This window comes from Amycolatopsis umgeniensis (assembly GCF_014205155.1).
Taxonomy (GTDB): domain Bacteria; phylum Actinomycetota; class Actinomycetes; order Mycobacteriales; family Pseudonocardiaceae; genus Amycolatopsis; species Amycolatopsis umgeniensis.
In genome coordinates this window covers 1831904-1846907 of record NZ_JACHMX010000001.1, presented here as the reverse complement: position 1 = coordinate 1846907, position 15004 = coordinate 1831904, and the positions used below count along the sequence as shown (strand labels likewise).

Sequence of the window (15004 nt, the reverse complement as noted above, 5' to 3'; positions counted from 1 at the left end):
TCTCCTGTTCAGGGAAATCAGTACTGTTCGGGTTCTTCGCCGAGCACGGCCGGAGCGACCGGGGACGACTGACCCCAGACGTTCTCGGTCTCCACGAGCCACGGCGGGATCCGGCGTCCGGAGCCCATGTCGCCGCCCGCGCCCATGCCCATCGGCATCATGGGCATCATCGGCATGGCGCCCTTGGCGGCCGCCGCGCCCGCGGCACCGGCCGCTCCGCCCGCCAGCCCGCTCATCGCGCTGCCGGAGCCGCCGTCGCCTGCCAGACCGGAGAACGCGGCAGGTGCCTCGCCGGGACCGGCGAGCCCGCCGCCGCCGATCGCGCCGCCGTCCAACGAGGGCGCGCCGCCACCGCCGATCGGGATGCCGCCACCGGCACCGCCCGCGGTCGCGCCGGCTCCACCGGCACCACCACCGCCGACGGGTTCACCGTTCTTGTCCTTGCCGTCGTTCGGGTTCTTGCCGTTGGCCCAGCCGGGAACGCGCGGCATGATCGAGCCGAACCGGCCGAACGCGGCGGCCGACGCCGCCGCGAGACCGGCTGTGAACATGTCGCCGAACAGCGGATTCGATTTGGGCGGCTGGGGCTGCCCGGTGGTGGGCGGGGTGGAGCCGTCCGAAGGCAGCGGGTGCGTGTTGTCGCCCGGCAGCACGCCGACGCCGGGGGTGCCGCCGATGTTGTTGCCGACCGAGCCGCCGCCCGGGGCCGAGCCGCCACCGGTGACCGGCGGCGGGGCGACGGCGTTCGGCGAGGCCGGGATGGACTCCTCCGCCGAGGAGTACTCACCCGCGAGCTGGGTCATCACCACGATCGCCTTGCCGTGCGCGGCGTTGGCCGCGCCCGCGGCCTGCTGCTGCGCTTCGACGCATCTGATCGCCTGCTGCCGCTGCTGCGCGGCGTTGATGATCGTCGCCTGCGAGGAATCCGGGGGCAGCAACGGCGGGTTCACGGCCAGCGCGAGGTCGGCGGGGGAGACGTCGGGCACCGAGACCGGCGGCGGCATCTCCTTCTTGGCCTTCACCAGCGCGTCCGCCGCGTCCTCGAGGAGGTGGTTCATCGCGTGCGCGGTCTGGGCGACCTTGCGGATGCCGCCGACCAGGTCGGTGATCATCGTGTGGTACTTGTCGGCGGCGCCGCCGGTCCAGCTTCCGGAGAAATCCTTCAGCTCACCGGTCAGGTTCTCGGCCTGTTCGAACAGCCCGGAGCCGGTGGACTGCCATTTGTGGGCCGCGTGGCGGGCCGTGTTGGGGTCGCCCGCCTGCAGCATCGCGTAGAGCTGCTGGTGGGAATAGGCGGCGAAGTTCGTGTGCGCGGTGTCGGTCATCCCTTGTTCCCCCCGCCGTTCGAGCCGCTGTTGCCACCCAGCACCCCGCCGAGGACGTTGAGCAGAGGATCGAGCAGCCCGGTCTGCTGGCTGGAGTGGTTCATGTCGCCCGCCACCGAGTCGTCGGCCGCGGCGTAGCCGTCGGCGACGGTCGTGGTGACGTCCTGCGCGAAGGTGATCGCACCCTTGACCTGGTCCAGCAAGCCCTGCATCTCCGCGACCGCGGCTTGGTGCGCCTTGTTGAGGGAACCCGCCTCCCCGAACTCGCCGAACAGCAACGGCTGCTCGCTCAGGGTCAGCAGGAAGTCGTTCGGCTTGGACATCGCGTGGATCTGGGTCTCCAGTTCCCGCACGAAGTCCTTCAGTGATTCCAGATGGACGTAGTACGACTGGTCTTGCATTGATCCCGGCTCTCTCGTGATCGGCCATGCCAACAAGGGACGACTACGCGCAAAGCCGGCCGACCGGTGCCGAGGGGGGTGAAAGCACCGGCCGGCCGACGGATGGGGGGATCAGCCGGCGAACAGGCCCTGGTTGCGGTTCTCCAGGCTGTGCTGGAGATCGTGGGCGTCGCCGACCTTGCCACCGAACTGCGCGATGATCGCCACGATGTCCGCGGTGGCCTGGCGCAGGCGGGTTTCAGACGCGCGGGCCGCCTCACCGGCGGAGCTGCCGGAGGCGTACCAGGTCTGCGTGATCGGCTGCAGGTTGGTGTGCAGCTGTTCGAGCTGGGAGGTGAGCGCCTTCGCCTTGGCGGCCAGCGAGGCCGAGCTGTGCTGCAGCGCGGCGAAGTTGATTTCGACGACGTCAGCCATGATTGGTGGTCCTCTCGCGGATCAGGGGTTGAGCCGGTGGATCACGGTCTGGTCGACGGTTCCGCTGACCCCGGTCAGGCTTTCCCGGACCTGCTCGTCACCCGAGTTGTAGTTCCGGTTGCTTTCGTGGACGAGGCGCGACATCGTGTTGAGCTCGTTCACGGCGATGGTCATCTTCTCCTGCAGACGGCGCTGCAGGTCCCAGAACGCGACAGCCTGGTCACCCTTGTAGTTGTGCAGCGTCTGGGTCAGCTCGCTCTCCAAGCTGGCCATCGTCGTCTTGGCGTTCGACGCGGTTTCCTCGAACCCCTGGACGGCGCGCGCCATCGCAGCTGCGTCTGCCTGATATCCCGTACCGGTCATTGATGGGCCACCTCCTCTCATCTCGCTGGAAATCCCGGTGAGCACCAGGGGACGCCCTGTCTGCTCTTGTGAAGGACACGCTAGAAAAGAGGGGAGTGCGGTCAAACGGCACAACTGCCGGTTACGGTGACGGCACTATTACCCACAGGTCGACGGTAGGGCCTCCCCCACCTTCGATCCGGGGGAGTACTCCAGTGTTCGCGGTGGAGCCTCCCGGCACCCTCGAATCCATGGTGGACAGGGGATCCAGGACAGTACTGCACCGGCCGTTGATGATCTTGGCGGCGGCGATGGCGGTGCTCGGGACGATCGCGCTCGGCGGCCTCGTTTTCGACGATCGCAGCCTCGTCAACGCGCCCATTTGGCTCAAACCGCTCAAGTTCACGATTTCCGTGGGGCTCTACGCGGTGACGCTGGCCTGGCTGATCGGGCAGCTGACCAGGGGGCGACGGCTCGGCTGGTGGCTCGGGACGGTGTTCGCGGTCGGCCTCGGCATGGACATGGCGCTGCTGTTCTGGCAGATCGTCGTCCGCGGGCGGACCCTCCACTTCAACCGCGAGACCCCGGCCGACCAGTGGATCAACAACATGGTCGCGAACGGCGCGTTCACCGGCTGGGCCGCGACGGCGGCGATCGCGGTTCTCCTGCTGTTCCAACGTCTTCCCGACCGGGCGATGAATTCCGCGTTACGCGCGGGTGCCGCGTTGTCGGTCGTCGGCATCGGCGTCGCGATGCTGATGTTCGGGCCGAACGAGGGGCAGCTGGCCCAGTTCCGCTCCGGCGAACGGCCGTCGATCGTCGGCGCCCACGCGGTCGGTGTGCCCGACGGCGGGCCCGGGCTGCCCGTGGTGGGCTGGAGCACGGTGGGCGGGGACCTGCGGATCCCGCATTTCGTCGGGATCCACGCGATCCAGGTGCTGCCGTTGCTCGCTTTCGGACTGCTCGTGCTCGCCCGGCGGTATCCGGTGCTCGAATCGGACTTCGTGCGGCGGAATCTGGTCCGGACCGCTTCGGTCGGTTTCGCGGGACTGCTGGCGCTGCTCACCTGGCAGGCTCAGCGGGGGCAGTCCATCGTGCACCCGGACTTCTGGACGCTGGCCGCGGGTGCCGGGATCATCGCCGTCGTGGCGGCCGGTTCGGCGCTTTCGCTGAGGGCGCCGCGGCCCATGCATCAGCTGACGTGATCTTCATCGTATCGGAGCGAAATCCATTCGGGACTTTTCCCGGGATCGGATAGTTTCCGGTGCGATGAAGGGGGTAAGCGTGACTTTTCGGCGATACTCGGGTTCGGTGCTCGCGGCGACGGCACTGGTGATCGGCGGGGCGGCGTGTTCGTCGGGATCTTCTCCCGACGCGGCCGCTCCGGCGGCGCCCGAGGTGTTCGGCCCGGCGGGATACCGCGGGCTGACCTTGGGGATGGCCAAGGACGCCGCACTGGCGGGCGGGAAGCTCGCCTCGGCGCCGACGTCCACTTTGGACGGTTGTACCGATTTCTCCTATACCGGCGGCCCGGCACCCGACCCGGCGCGGATGAAGGCCGAGGCCGACGTCGAGGCCAAGGCCAAGGACCTGAACAAGAAGGCCGACGAACTCGAGGCCGACCCGGAACCGAAGCCGGGCGCGTCCGCGGAGGAGAGCGCCAAATCGGCGGAGAAGTCCGCCAAGGACGCTCAACTGTTCGCCGACGCCGCTCTGGCCTCCGCCGACCTGGCGGGCAAACGGGAGGAACGCGACAAGGCGTTCGTGGCCGCCGGTGGGGCCTCCTTCGGCAAGGACGGGCTGCGTGAGCTCGCAGCTCCGTCGGACGCGAAGACGGCCGAGGGGATCGCCGCCGGCTCGTCGCTGGCGGAGCTGAAGACGGCTTACGACGCCAAGGGGATGAAGACGGGCGGAAATGGCCGGTTCCAGGTTCCCGTCGACGGGAAACCGGACTGGGTCTACGAGTTCACCGTCAACGGCGACAAGGTCGGCTCGGTGTCGATGGTCAACCCGAAGTCGAAGTGCGCCTGAGTTTCGGGGTGTGACGAGGGGGCCGTCCGGTTTGGACGGCCCCCTCGTTTCTTTGTCAGACTCCCGCGGTGGTGCGGATCCAGCTGCGGCTGGCCGCGACGCTGGCGTAGTTCTGGGTGCCCTGCGGGTTCGTGCCGGAGTTGCTGCCGGTCGAGCAGACGCCGACCTGGACGCCGCCCGAGAGCTGCGGGCCGCCCGAGTCGCCGTGCCAGGCCGACCCGTTGACGCCGACACTGGCGATGGCCTGGCCGCCGTACGCGTCGCTGCTGGTGCCGGTGATGCGGACGTTGGCCGTCTTCAGGACGCTCGACGGCGGGTTGTTGCCCTGCGTGCGGCCCCAGCCGTAGATCTGGTTGGTGGTGCCGTTGGCCGGGTTCGCGGTGCCGAGCTTCATGTACGTCGTGCTGACCGCGGTCTTGAGGTGCAGCAGCGCGATGTCGCCGCTCGGGGCGGCTTTCTGCTGGTCCACGGCGGCCGAGGTGCCCTGGTTCAGGTTGACGTTGCCGACCTTGACGTGCATGCCGGGCTTGTTGAGGCAGTGCTTCGCGGTGAGGACCCACTGCGGGGCGATGATCGTGCCGGAGCAGTTGAAACCGCCGAACGCGGTGGCGTCGTCCCAGTAGATCTGGGCGCCCCACGGCGCGGAACTCACGGTGCCGCCGCCGATGATGTCCTGGCCCGCGTTCGCGGCGGGGGTTGCGGCAAGGGTCAGCGCCGCGGCGGCGCCGGCCACCGTTGCGACGATCTTGGACATACGCATGAATACGCCCTTCGGCCTGCGTCGGGGGAGTTCGTTTCGAATTGAAACGGTTTCACCAAGTTAGGCGGCGGTAAGGGCTTTTGTAACCTACCGAAGTCGGTAAGCGTTACGAGGAAAGTATTGGGCCGTCCGAGTGGGATCGCCGGGTGTCCGTTCGGGATCGTGAAGCTTGTGTGTTTTGAGGCGGATTCTCCGATTTCGCGGTGGCCGATCGGACCGCTCTAAGGTGTGGTGGTGGCGACTCAGGTGATCGTGCTGAACGGTGGGTCCAGTTCGGGCAAATCGGGGATCGCCCGATGCCTGCAGGCGGTACTCCCGGATCCTTGGCTCACCCTCGGCGTCGACACCCTGATCGACGCCATGCCGACCGCCTTCGACGAGGGGATCGACTTCGCGGCCGATGGTGGCGTGAGCGTCGGCTCCGGGTTCCAGGTGCTCGAGAACGCGTGGATGGCCGGTGTCGCGGCGATGGTGCGAGCCGGTGCGCGGGTGATCATCGACGACGCGTTCCTCGGTGGGGCGGTGTCGCAGCGGCGATGGCGTGAAGCGCTGGACGGGCTCCAAGTGCTGTGGGTCGGCGTCCGGTGTGACGGCGTGGTCGCCGCCGGGCGGGAGATGGCGCGGGGGGATCGGGTCGCGGGGATGGCGCGGGCGCAGGCCGAGGTCGTGCATCGGGGCGTGGTTTACGACCTCGAGGTGGATACGGGGACGGCTGAGGCTTTGGTGTGTGCTCGGGAGATCGGCGCGCGGGTTTAGGTGTATTGACCTGTGAGGTCGGGGACGCGGCTGGCGGGTGCGTTTGCGGTCGATGTCCGCGTCGCGACAAAGGCGGGACTTGTAGCAGGAGTAGGCCAGGCGGGAGCGATCATCAGCGGCGTTGTGCAGGTAGCGGGCGGTGGTGGCGGCTTTCTCGCGCCGGTCGCCAGGTCGAGGTGCGCGAGCCTGGGCATGGCATAGCGGCCCAGGACCCGGTGCCCCGTGGACGGGTTCAGCCTGAGCAGGTAGGCGATCCGGGCGGGTCCCCACCGGGGCAGAACGGGACGAGTGCGTTTCGCCGTGGGCACCGCGACCTGGAACCGTTCCGCGGCCCGCCGCAACGGCCACCGGTCGTCCACGACACACCGCGCCAGCCGCAACCTCCCGGCAGGGGTCAACGGTGCGTTGGCGTGTTTCATAAGCCAAGGTCGCGATCTTCGCGCCCAGGCGGTCCCTGGCGGCACGGCGAGATGCGTCCGAGTACAGCCCGGTACGAGGGCGATCCCGCCGCATCCCCAGGAGCCACCCTGGATCACGGGTTTTCGCGCGCGGGTGCGCCCACGTTCACGACTCAGAAAGGCCGCGTTACGCCGGAAGCGCGGTCAGAAGGGTGGGGTGTCGTCCTCGGGTTCTGGTCGTGGTTCGTGGAGTGGTTCGGGTGTGGCGTGGTAGGTGTGTCCGGTGGGGGTGGTGATGGTCATGCCGCCGTTGCCGGTAGGCGCTGCGGTCCAGCCGGGTTCTTCTTTGAGCAGGTTGTGGGTTTTGCAGGCGCCGTGGCAGTTGTGGTGATCGGTTCTGCCGTCGCGGGCCCGGGGAATGATGTGGTCGATCTCGGAGAACTCCGCGGGGCGGTGGCAGCCGGGGTGGGTGCATTCCCGGTCCCGCGCCCTGATCAACCGGGCCAGCGAGGCCGGTGACCGGTAGGTGCCGGCACCGGCTTCCAGGAGTTGCCCGGTGGCGGGGTCGGTGATCAACCGCGACCACGTCGAGCCGGGGTCCGCCGCGATCTCCCGCACCAGCCAGTCCGGGATCGGCCCGTACCCGGCCAGGGTCGCGGGATCCTCACGAGCACCGGCCAGGGTCATGAGGTCGACGTAGACGTGGATATGCGCGCGAGGCTTTCCCTGTCCGTCCTCGGCCAGCAGCCGTTCGGCGAACACGTCCGCGCGATGCTGGTCCAGGGTCCGGGACTTGTCCCGCGCCCGGCGTGCCCGCGCGGCACGGCTCATCGACGCGTAGATCGAGGACGCCACCTCGGACGGCAGGAAGCCGGACAGGGTGGACATGGTCTCGTCGTCGTGTTCCAGCGAGACATGCCGTCGCGCGCGTTTCTTCTCCGCCCGTTCCTTATATCCCGCCCGGTCGAACTTCTGCACCGCACCGTTCACCGATTTACGGATCGCCCCGGCGTCACGCTTGGCGAGCCGGCCGGCCATGAACGCGTCCACCTGCGCGGCGACCTCGTCCGAGACCTCACGGGTCAGCTGACTGACCTTCGACGCCTTGTACAGATCGATGTCACCGTCCTCCAGCGCCGCCAACGTATTCGGCAAACGCGACACCAAAGCACACGAGATCTCCAGCAGCAAGGACGCTTGATTGCGAGAGACCGAGAAGCGCAACGCGACCTCCTCGGTCACCGATCTTCGCGAACCACCGGCTTCAGCGAACCTGGCCAACGCACGCACCTGACGGCCCTGTGTCCGTCGTAGCGACACCTCCTCGGCAAACGCGGTATCGAGAAAACAAGCGGCTTTCGGGTTAAAAGCAAGAGATGTGGTCATACCCATGATCATACTCGAACATGCGTTCGATCGCCACAAGCGGAGTCGAAGGTTCTAGGTGGTAAGCGCCGCGCATATCCCAAGAAAGACCTCTTGGGGACTGGCCAGTTGAGTGTCCTTCGTAAAAGACTAATGTGCCATGAGCTCGTTTAATACGCAGACCTGTTCGCAGTGGATCACCGGCACCCGTCGAATGTTCTTGAACGGGTCAGGAACGGCGATCAACTAACGTTCCGACGCCCGCGAAAGCACGACGAACCTGTATGGCCCTGGTATGGCCCACGGAACCGCGTGTAGCGTCGTTGTCGCATCGTGAGGTCGCGGAACGGCCTGGACCCAGTTGTGGCGTGACCTCGGACGGGTCAACGGGAGTCGAGGCGAGCACCCTGTCAGCGAGCACGACATGGCTTCCCTAGAGGCCGCACCATCCCTGCGCCTGACGGTGCCGACGACCCGACGAGCGATCGGCGTGGGTTACTCCTGATTGGCGGCTTTGTTTTGCCAGCCACAGAACGAGAAGCACGCATCGCCGAGGTCACGGCAGACCTGTCTCGCCATGCCGAGGATTTCGATTCCCTGGAACTCCTTCATGATCTGACGCATCACGCGAACGTCCTCCTGCGGGTGCAAGGGGCGGGCGTCACCGTGGTCGATGATCGCGACCAGGTTCGTTATGCCACCGCGTCCGACGAGAAGTGCCGGGAGCTGGAGGAAATCCAGGTCGATCTCGGCGAAGGCCCTTGCCTGGACAGCGCCCGCAGCAACGCGGTCCTTTCCCCGACCGGGTTCGGGGGCGGTAGCCCCGGCGCGGAACGTTGGCCCCGGTTCGCCCCCTACGCCCGCGAGGCGGGAGTGATCGCCATGGCGGCGGTGCCGTTGAGCACCAGTGAGACCACGGTGGGCGCGCTGAACCTGATGAACACCCGATATCCGGTGGTCCCCGTGACGGATCTGCGCATAGCCCAGGCTTTCACGGGCGCGGCGATGGGCTGTTTCGCGCACCAAGACCAGGTGCGCGGCCTCAAACGGATCGTCGGCCAGCTCGAAGGGGCACTTTTCAGCCGGGTGGCGATCGAACAGGCCAAGGGCGTCTTGTCCGAGCGTTTCCACATCCCGCTGGACGAAGCGTTCTCCCGGCTACGCAAGCATGCTCGTAGCCGGAATCTGAAGCTCAAAGCCCTGGCGACCGACGTCGCCCAAGGACTCGGACCGGCCGAACTGCGCCTTTAGTCCTCCACGGGCTTCGTCCAAGCCACCTGCACCAGTCCCGTCCCGTGCCGCCGCGAGACCAGCACACCCCGTCCCGCGGGCTGAGGTCCCGGCTTCACGTCTCCGAGCAGTGCGCCTTCCTCCCGCGACCCGGACATCACGATCCCCGGCGACCCGAGTTCGCGAATCCGTTGCAGCACCGGCTCGAACAGCGAACGCCCGGCCCCGCCGCTCCCGCGCGCGAGGACGAGGTGGAGTCCGATGTCCCTTGCCTGCGGCAGGAATTCCAGCAGCGGCAGCAACGGGTTCCGGCCGACGGTCGCGACCATCTCGTAGTCGTCGACGAGCACGAACAGTTCCGGCCCCCGCCACCAAGACCGGTTCCGCAACTGCTCCGGCGTCACGTCCGATCCGGGAAGACGGTTCCGCATGGCCTGCTGGCACTGCTCCACCAGCCCGGTCAACGCGTTCTCGGATCCGGCGTAGCCGAGCAGATGTGATTCCGGCACCGCGCCCAGCATCCCGCGCCGGTAGTCGGCGACCACGATCGCGGCCTCCTCCGACGAGTACTTCGCGGTGATGCCTTGTGCGATCGCGCGCAGGAGTGAACTCTTGCCGGATTCCACGTCGCCGAAGGCCACGAAATGCGGTTCGGTGGCGAAATCGAGGTGCACCGGGCGCAGATTCGATTCCGCGATGCCGAGTGTGACCTGTTTGCGCGACCCGGCTTCCAGCGAGTCGAGCGGGATCTCGGCCGGCAGCAGCCGCACGGCAGGCGCCGGCGTTCCCTTCCAGGCGGCGGAAATCCGGCGGTTCAGGTCCAGCCCGCCCGCGCCGACGGTTTCCGGCCGCTGATCCGAGTCGATGCGCGGGAGCGCCGCGAGGAAGTGCAGTTTGTCCGCGGTCAGCCCACGGCCCGGTTTGTCCGCCGGGACGTTCTGCGCGATCTTGCGGTCGATCAGGGAGTCCGCCGGTTCACCCAGCCGGAGTTCGAATTTGGTGCCGATGGCGTCGCGCAGCGGCGCCCGCATGCCCATCCATTGGTTGATCGAGACGACGACGTGGATGCCGAACCCGAGCCCGCGCGAAGCCAGGCTGGTGATCTGCTCCTCCAGCTGCTCGTACTCCTGGCGGATGGTGGTCCAGTTGTCCACGAACAGGAAGACGTCGCCGAATTCGCGGCCTTCAGTGCTCTCCTTGAACTCCGCACGCCGCTGGCGGAACGTCGTGATCGACTCGATCCCGTTGGCGGAGAAGAACTCCTCACGCTGCTCGAGCAGGGTCGTCAGTTCCGCGACCACCCGGCGGCAGCGCTGGGCGTCGCGCCGGGTCGCGTATCCGGACACGTGGGGCAGCCCGGCGATCGGCGCCAGCGCGCCACCACCCATGTCCAGCACGAACAGCTGGATCTCTTCCGGTGTGTGGGTCAGCGCGAGCATCGCGGCGATGTCCCGCATCAGCGTGCTCTTGCCGCTCTGCGGCGCCCCGACGATCAGCGCGTGCCCGGCGGCACCGGAGAAGTCGGCCCACAGCATGTCGCGGCGCTGCTCGAACGGCTTGTCCACCAAGGCGACCGGGATCATCAGCTTGCCGTTGCCGCCCCAGCCCAGCGGGCACAAACCGCGCGCGGGGTCTTCGCCGAGCGGCGGCAGCAACTGGTCCAGCGTGGGCGGTTCGGCCAGCGGCGGCAGCCAGATCTGGTGCGCTTCCGGGCCTTGGCCTTCGATTCGCGAGATCATCGCGCCGATGATCGTCTCACCGGTGCCTTTTTCGACCGGTTCCTCCGCCTCGACGGTCACCGGGATCTCCACCGGCGCCAGTGTGAACGGCATCAAGCCGAGACTCCGGCCGTCCTTGCGCACGATCTTGCTGCGCGGCGGCAGTTCCCCCGAAACGTACGCGGCCTTGAGCCGGATGAGGGTGTCGTTGTCGGACTTCAGATACGCCGAGCCCGGCACGGGCGGAAGCTGGTAGGCGTCCGCGACACCGAGTACCGCGCGGCTCTCCGACGCGGAGAACGTCCGCAGGCCGATCCGGTACGACAGATGCGAATCCAGTCCGCGCAGCCGTCCCTCTTCCAGCCGCTGCGACGCCAGCAGCAGGTGGATCCCGAGACTCCGCCCCAGCCGCCCGATCGCGACGAACAGGTCGATGAACTCCGGCCGCGAGGACAGCAGTTCGCTGAATTCGTCGATGATCACCAGCAGCGACGGCATCGGCCGCAGGTTGACGCCGGATTCCCTGGCCTTTTCGTAGTCGCGCACCGACGCGTAGTTCCCGGCCGCGTGCAGGAGCTCCTGGCGCCGCAACAGTTCGCCGTTGAGCGCGTCCGCCATGCGGTCGACCAGCGCGAGATCGTCGGACAGGTTGGTGATGACGGCGCACGTATGCGGCAGCCCGGTCATCCCCGCGAAAGTCGCGCCGCCCTTGAAGTCGATGAGCGCGAGGTTGAGCTTTTCCGACGAATGGGTGACGGCGAGCGCGGTGACCAGCGTCCGCAGCAATTCGCTCTTACCGGATCCGGTCGCGCCGATGACCAGCCCGTGCGGGCCCATCCCGCCTTCCGCCGACTCCTTGAGGTCGAGGTCGACGGGCCTGCCTTCGGGGTTGATGCCCAGCGGGATCCGCAACCGGTCCCGCGCCGACCGCGGCGCCCAGGTGACCGCGGTGTCGGTGTCACGCGGGTCGCCGATGCCGAGCAGCCCGGCCAGCCCGAACGTCGCCGACATCGGCGCCTCGCTGACCACCGCCGCCCCCTGGAACAGCGGTGTCAGCATCCGGGCCAGCGCTTCGGCGGCCCCACGATCCAAGGTGTCCGGGACGCCGAGGGAACTGAGGTGCTGCTCGGTCCCGTCACCGACGACCATGCCGAGCTGCTCCGGGCTCAGGTGCAGGCTCAGCAGCCGATCGGACGACACGAACCGAGGCTGCTCGGCGCCGATTTCCACCACCGTGACGCCGAGCCTGCCCTCCTCGGCGACGAGCCGCGAGTCGCCGAGCGTGTGCCCGCCATCCACGATCACGAGGATCTGCGGCAGGTCCAGCCGGGAATCGGGCCGCCTGCTGAACGCGGGCCGGTCGCCGAGGTCGGGGCCGAGGAGGTCGGCGAGCTTGCCGGAGTCGGCGTCGACGAGCCGTCGCGGACCGGCGGCGTCGGCGGCGGTGGAGGCGACGTGCGGCAGCCACTTCGCCCATTCCCAGTCGTGCAGCCGATCGTCCTTGACGCACAGCGCTATCCGCAGGTCGCCCGGCGAGTGGAAGGTCGCGAGCTGGGTCAGCAGAGCCCGCGCGGTCCCGAGCGTGTCCGGGCGGCGACCGGACAGGCTGACCTGCGCGAACGACCTCAGCGAGACCGCGATCGGGAGTCCGTCGACCGTCGAATAGGTCCGGATGAAGTGCCTGAGGTTCGTCGAGCACACCGGGTCGAGGTCTTCCAGCGGCACCGTCTGCGGCGCCTTCAACGGCGTCGCGAGCCGCTGCGGCCCCGTCCCGATGCGCACCTGCCCGAACTGCGAGTCGGACCGGCGGCGGTCCCACAGCTTCCCGCTCTCGATGTACGCCCACAGATCCGCCGGGTCGGGCTGCAACGCCGCCATGATCGCGCGCTGGTTGTCCGCGATGTCCCGGACCTGGCCGCGCAGGCCGGTCAGATAGCGCTGGTAGTCCCGGCGCTCCTCGTTGATCTGGGCCTTCTTCTGCGCGCCGCCGCGGCCGAGCGACATCACGACCATGCCCACCATCGCGGTGAGGAACAACGCACCGAAGATGTACGTCATCACCCCGCCGTCGCGTCCGATGTAGACGAACGACATGGCGCCCATGCCCAGCATCATCGGCATGAACATCAGCAGCTGCATGGCTCCGCCGGAGGAGCCCTTCGGCAGCATCGGCGGGGACTGCAGGACGATTTCACCGGGCTGCTCGCCCAGGGCCGGCAGGCGGTCGCGAGTGGCGCTCATCAGGGTCTTTCTGGCCGCTTGTGGGTAATCCTGCCGATCATTCTGGCCACTCGTGCCGCCGTTGCGGTGGGTACTTTTGCCGTCCGCTCGCGTCTGGTGGCGAACTTACGCTGCTGGTCAACGCAGACGTGGGGGAACGAGAAAAGGAGAACCATGGTCGGCACGGGCGAGTACCGGGCGGAGCCCGAGGCCATGCGCTCGGCGGTCGGGAACCTGGGCGGCATCATCATGCAGGGCATCAACGTCGTCGGTGACCTCGAGCGCACCGTCCTGCAGCCGATGTCGTTCGCCACGTTCGGCAGCGCGGTGGCGGCGGCCAACACGGCCATGCAGAGCCAGCAGGTGGTCGCGGTCCGCACCCTCCTTCAACTGCTTCAGCAGATCAACGGCTTCATCAAGAGCAGCGCCGACGCCTACCAGGCCGCCGACGAGGCTGTCGCGGGCGGCTACGGCGGCCGTCCCGGTGGCGGCGCGGGGTCGACCTCGTCGATCTGGGGGAACTCGCACGCGTCCGAACTGGCGACGCTGGCCATCAACGACAGCGCCGGCGGCAACGGCGAGCCGTCTTCGGTCGGCAATGTCCTGCGCTACCTGGGTGACGCGCGGCTGGGGCAGCTCGGCGACCACCCGATCACCGACACGCGATTCCACGGTGTCTCGGACTTCAACGACTGGCTGGCCGGTGACGCCGACAACCAGGCGCGGGTCGGCGTCATCGAGGTCTACGCCGGTACGGCGCGCAACTTCGGCGACGTGCCCGGCGGGGTGCACAGCGGCGACGTCGTCGTGGTCGAACCGCTCCTGTTCTCCGACAGCAAGCCGGTCATCGCCATCGCCGGAGAGGGCGGACTGCTCTACAACCACGGACTCGTCGACGCGGACATCAACGGCCTGGCGAAGGTCAGCGTCTACCGCCCGGCTTCCGTCTGACTTCCGGCCTGAGGAGCGACATGCTGACTTACCCGAATTCCAGCGCGATGGACGCCACGGCGGGCTCGGGCGGGCCGATCACCATCCTGCCGCAGATCCTCACCGGCCAGCCGGAGCAGATCGCGAAGCACGTACTCGAGGTGCTCAAGAAGGCCAACGAGTTCCTCACCATGTACAACGAGGTGACGAAGGCCGCGGAGCAGCTGAAGAAGATCTGGTCCGGTGGCGCGTCGGACTCGGCGATGAAGAAGATCACCGACTCCCTCAACTCGCTGACCAAGATCGTCCAGGTCGTGCAGAAGGGCGCCGAGCTGCTCGGGATCGCCGGGACGCTGATCAAAACCGCCCAGACGGCCTACAAAGCGGTGGTCTCGGCGGTGAACCCGACGGTCGCGGGCCTGATGTCGAATCCGTGGACCTACGGCGCGGCCGTCGCGCTTTCCACCGCCACCAGCGCTTCGCTGCGCGCGTTCATCACCGCGATCGGCGCGCTGCTGAAGGCGCTCGGCGTCGTCGACCTCGCCAACCAGATCACCCAGATCGCCTCCATCATCGGCGAGGTCCAGAAACTGTTCGGGCACAGCGATTCCGGCAGCGGTTCGGCGGGCAACGCGGCCGTTTCCGGCACCCCGGTGACCAACCCGCAGGCGCCGGGTTCGGTCGCCAGCGGCGCGGGGCAGGCCGCTGTCGGCGGCTCCGGTGGCGGTGCGGGCGGAGGCGCGAGCGGCGGCTCCGGCGGTGGCACGACGCCGGGCGAGACGCCGCCGTTCACCCAGTACCGGCCGCCCGCGCTGGGCGGCAACGGTTCCCAGGGCAACTGGCCGGGCGGCGCCGACTCGTGGATCCCGGTGGACAGACCGTCGGGTGGCGGTTCCGGTGGCGGCGGCTCGCTGCCGGGCGCGGGTGCGGGCGGCGGGAACACGGTCACCATCACCACCGACCTGAGCACCGGGAAGTCCACCGTGCAGGCGCCGGGCGGGCAGGACATCGATATCGACATCGACATGAACTACGGCGGCAAGCACTTCGAACAGCACATCGACATCGACGCAGGAGCTGACTCACCGGCGAAGGGCAGGTAACCGTGTCGGGG

At 68.2% G+C, this 15004-nt stretch carries 14 protein-coding genes and 1 pseudogene; 6 read left to right on the top strand and 9 right to left on the bottom strand.

The genetic code is table 11. From position 1 onward, the window contains the following. Nucleotides 1-17 precede the first annotated feature (17 nt). The 4 genes from HDA45_RS08160 to HDA45_RS08145 all read right to left on the bottom strand — a co-directional run bounded on the left by HDA45_RS08160 (nt 18) and on the right by HDA45_RS08145 (nt 2503). The gene (locus tag HDA45_RS08160) at nt 18-1325 is read right to left on the bottom strand and encodes a WXG100 family type VII secretion target (protein WP_184893351.1); all 1308 of its coding nucleotides are present in this window, start codon (nt 1323-1325) and stop codon (nt 18-20) included. Continuing rightward, nucleotides 1322-1726 carry a hypothetical protein gene (locus HDA45_RS08155; RefSeq protein ID WP_038510253.1) on the bottom strand — a complete coding sequence of 135 codons (405 nt, stop codon included), beginning with the start codon at nt 1724-1726 and terminating at the stop codon, nt 1322-1324. The genes HDA45_RS08160 and HDA45_RS08155 overlap by 4 nt, the downstream gene beginning before the upstream one ends. 111 nt (nt 1727-1837) lie before the next feature. Then, the gene (locus HDA45_RS08150; protein WP_005155348.1) at nt 1838-2140 is read right to left on the bottom strand and encodes a hypothetical protein; all 303 of its coding nucleotides are present in this window, start codon (nt 2138-2140) and stop codon (nt 1838-1840) included. 21 nt (nt 2141-2161) lie between these two features. Further along, a complete protein-coding gene (locus tag HDA45_RS08145) occupies nt 2162-2503 on the bottom strand; it encodes a WXG100 family type VII secretion target (protein ID WP_073848466.1) in 342 nt (113 codons plus the stop codon). A gap of 230 nt (nt 2504-2733) precedes the next feature. Here HDA45_RS08145 and HDA45_RS08140 point away from each other — a divergent pair, with 230 nt between their 5' ends. Next, complete coding sequence (locus tag HDA45_RS08140) at nt 2734-3687, top strand: hypothetical protein (protein ID WP_184893349.1); 954 nt, start codon at nt 2734-2736, stop codon at nt 3685-3687. Nucleotides 3688-3766: 79 nt separating this feature from the next. After that, complete coding sequence (locus HDA45_RS08135) at nt 3767-4513, top strand: hypothetical protein (protein WP_343072026.1); 747 nt, start codon at nt 3767-3769, stop codon at nt 4511-4513. 55 nt (nt 4514-4568) lie between these two features. Here the strand turns inward: HDA45_RS08135 and HDA45_RS08130 are convergent, their stop codons facing one another. Continuing rightward, nucleotides 4569-5267, bottom strand: coding sequence for a S1 family peptidase (locus HDA45_RS08130; RefSeq protein ID WP_184905426.1), 699 nt, complete (start codon nt 5265-5267; stop codon nt 4569-4571). Nucleotides 5268-5507: 240 nt separating this feature from the next. Between HDA45_RS08130 and cpt the strand changes: the two genes are divergently transcribed. Further along, on the top strand, nt 5508-6029 hold the full coding sequence (gene cpt, locus HDA45_RS08125) for a chloramphenicol phosphotransferase CPT (RefSeq protein WP_343072024.1): 522 nt from the start codon (nt 5508-5510) through the stop codon (nt 6027-6029). A gap of 158 nt (nt 6030-6187) precedes the next feature. On the opposite strand, the pseudogene HDA45_RS08120 reads toward cpt, so the two are convergent. The 3 genes and pseudogenes from HDA45_RS08120 to HDA45_RS42775 form a co-directional block, all read right to left on the bottom strand. Then, a pseudogene (locus tag HDA45_RS08120) lies at nt 6188-6448 on the bottom strand (IS481 family transposase); the annotation flags it as partial. Between the two features lie 183 nt (nt 6449-6631). Next, entirely contained in the window at nt 6632-7813 is a 1182-nt protein-coding gene (locus HDA45_RS08115) for an HNH endonuclease signature motif containing protein (RefSeq protein WP_184893348.1), read from the bottom strand. Nucleotides 7814-8287: 474 nt separating this feature from the next. Beyond that, nucleotides 8288-8419 carry a hypothetical protein gene (locus tag HDA45_RS42775; protein WP_281401092.1) on the bottom strand — a complete coding sequence of 44 codons (132 nt, stop codon included), beginning with the start codon at nt 8417-8419 and terminating at the stop codon, nt 8288-8290. A gap of 18 nt (nt 8420-8437) precedes the next feature. Here HDA45_RS42775 and HDA45_RS08110 point away from each other — a divergent pair, with 18 nt between their 5' ends. After that, nucleotides 8438-9043 carry an ANTAR domain-containing protein gene (locus HDA45_RS08110; protein WP_378317726.1) on the top strand — a complete coding sequence of 202 codons (606 nt, stop codon included), beginning with the start codon at nt 8438-8440 and terminating at the stop codon, nt 9041-9043. On the opposite strand, the gene eccCa is transcribed toward HDA45_RS08110, so the two are convergent. Further along, the gene (gene eccCa / locus HDA45_RS08105) at nt 9040-12981 is read right to left on the bottom strand and encodes a type VII secretion protein EccCa (protein ID WP_184893343.1); all 3942 of its coding nucleotides are present in this window, start codon (nt 12979-12981) and stop codon (nt 9040-9042) included. The two genes, HDA45_RS08110 and eccCa, sit on opposite strands and share 4 nt — an antisense overlap. Before the next feature lie 153 nt (nt 12982-13134). Between eccCa and HDA45_RS08100 the strand changes: the two genes are divergently transcribed. Beyond that, nucleotides 13135-13911 (top strand): WXG100 family type VII secretion target, encoded by a 777-nt coding sequence (locus tag HDA45_RS08100; RefSeq protein ID WP_184893341.1) that lies wholly within the window; start codon nt 13135-13137, stop codon nt 13909-13911. Nucleotides 13912-13931: 20 nt separating this feature from the next. Then, nucleotides 13932-14993, top strand: a complete 1062-nt coding sequence (locus HDA45_RS08095; RefSeq protein WP_184893339.1) for a hypothetical protein — start codon at nt 13932-13934, stop codon at nt 14991-14993. Nucleotides 14994-15004 lie beyond the last annotated feature (11 nt).

Excerpts from the sequence above, each read along its gene's own strand:
- HDA45_RS08100 (WP_184893341.1), top strand. The coding sequence starts at position 13,135 with ATGGTCGGCACGGGCGAGTACCGGGCGGAGCCCGAGGCCATGCGCTCG.
- HDA45_RS08160 (WP_184893351.1), bottom strand. The coding sequence starts at position 1,325 with ATGACCGACACCGCGCACACGAACTTCGCCGCCTATTCCCACCAGCAG.
- HDA45_RS08130 (WP_184905426.1), bottom strand. The coding sequence starts at position 5,267 with ATGTCCAAGATCGTCGCAACGGTGGCCGGCGCCGCCGCGGCGCTGACC.
- eccCa (WP_184893343.1), bottom strand. The coding sequence starts at position 12,981 with ATGAGCGCCACTCGCGACCGCCTGCCGGCCCTGGGCGAGCAGCCCGGT.
- HDA45_RS08115 (WP_184893348.1), bottom strand. The coding sequence starts at position 7,813 with ATGACCACATCTCTTGCTTTTAACCCGAAAGCCGCTTGTTTTCTCGAT.
- HDA45_RS08155 (WP_038510253.1), bottom strand. The coding sequence starts at position 1,726 with ATGCAAGACCAGTCGTACTACGTCCATCTGGAATCACTGAAGGACTTC.
- HDA45_RS08150 (WP_005155348.1), bottom strand. The coding sequence starts at position 2,140 with ATGGCTGACGTCGTCGAAATCAACTTCGCCGCGCTGCAGCACAGCTCG.
- HDA45_RS08145 (WP_073848466.1), bottom strand. The coding sequence starts at position 2,503 with ATGACCGGTACGGGATATCAGGCAGACGCAGCTGCGATGGCGCGCGCC.
- HDA45_RS08140 (WP_184893349.1), top strand. The coding sequence starts at position 2,734 with ATGGTGGACAGGGGATCCAGGACAGTACTGCACCGGCCGTTGATGATC.
- HDA45_RS08095 (WP_184893339.1), top strand. The coding sequence starts at position 13,932 with ATGCTGACTTACCCGAATTCCAGCGCGATGGACGCCACGGCGGGCTCG.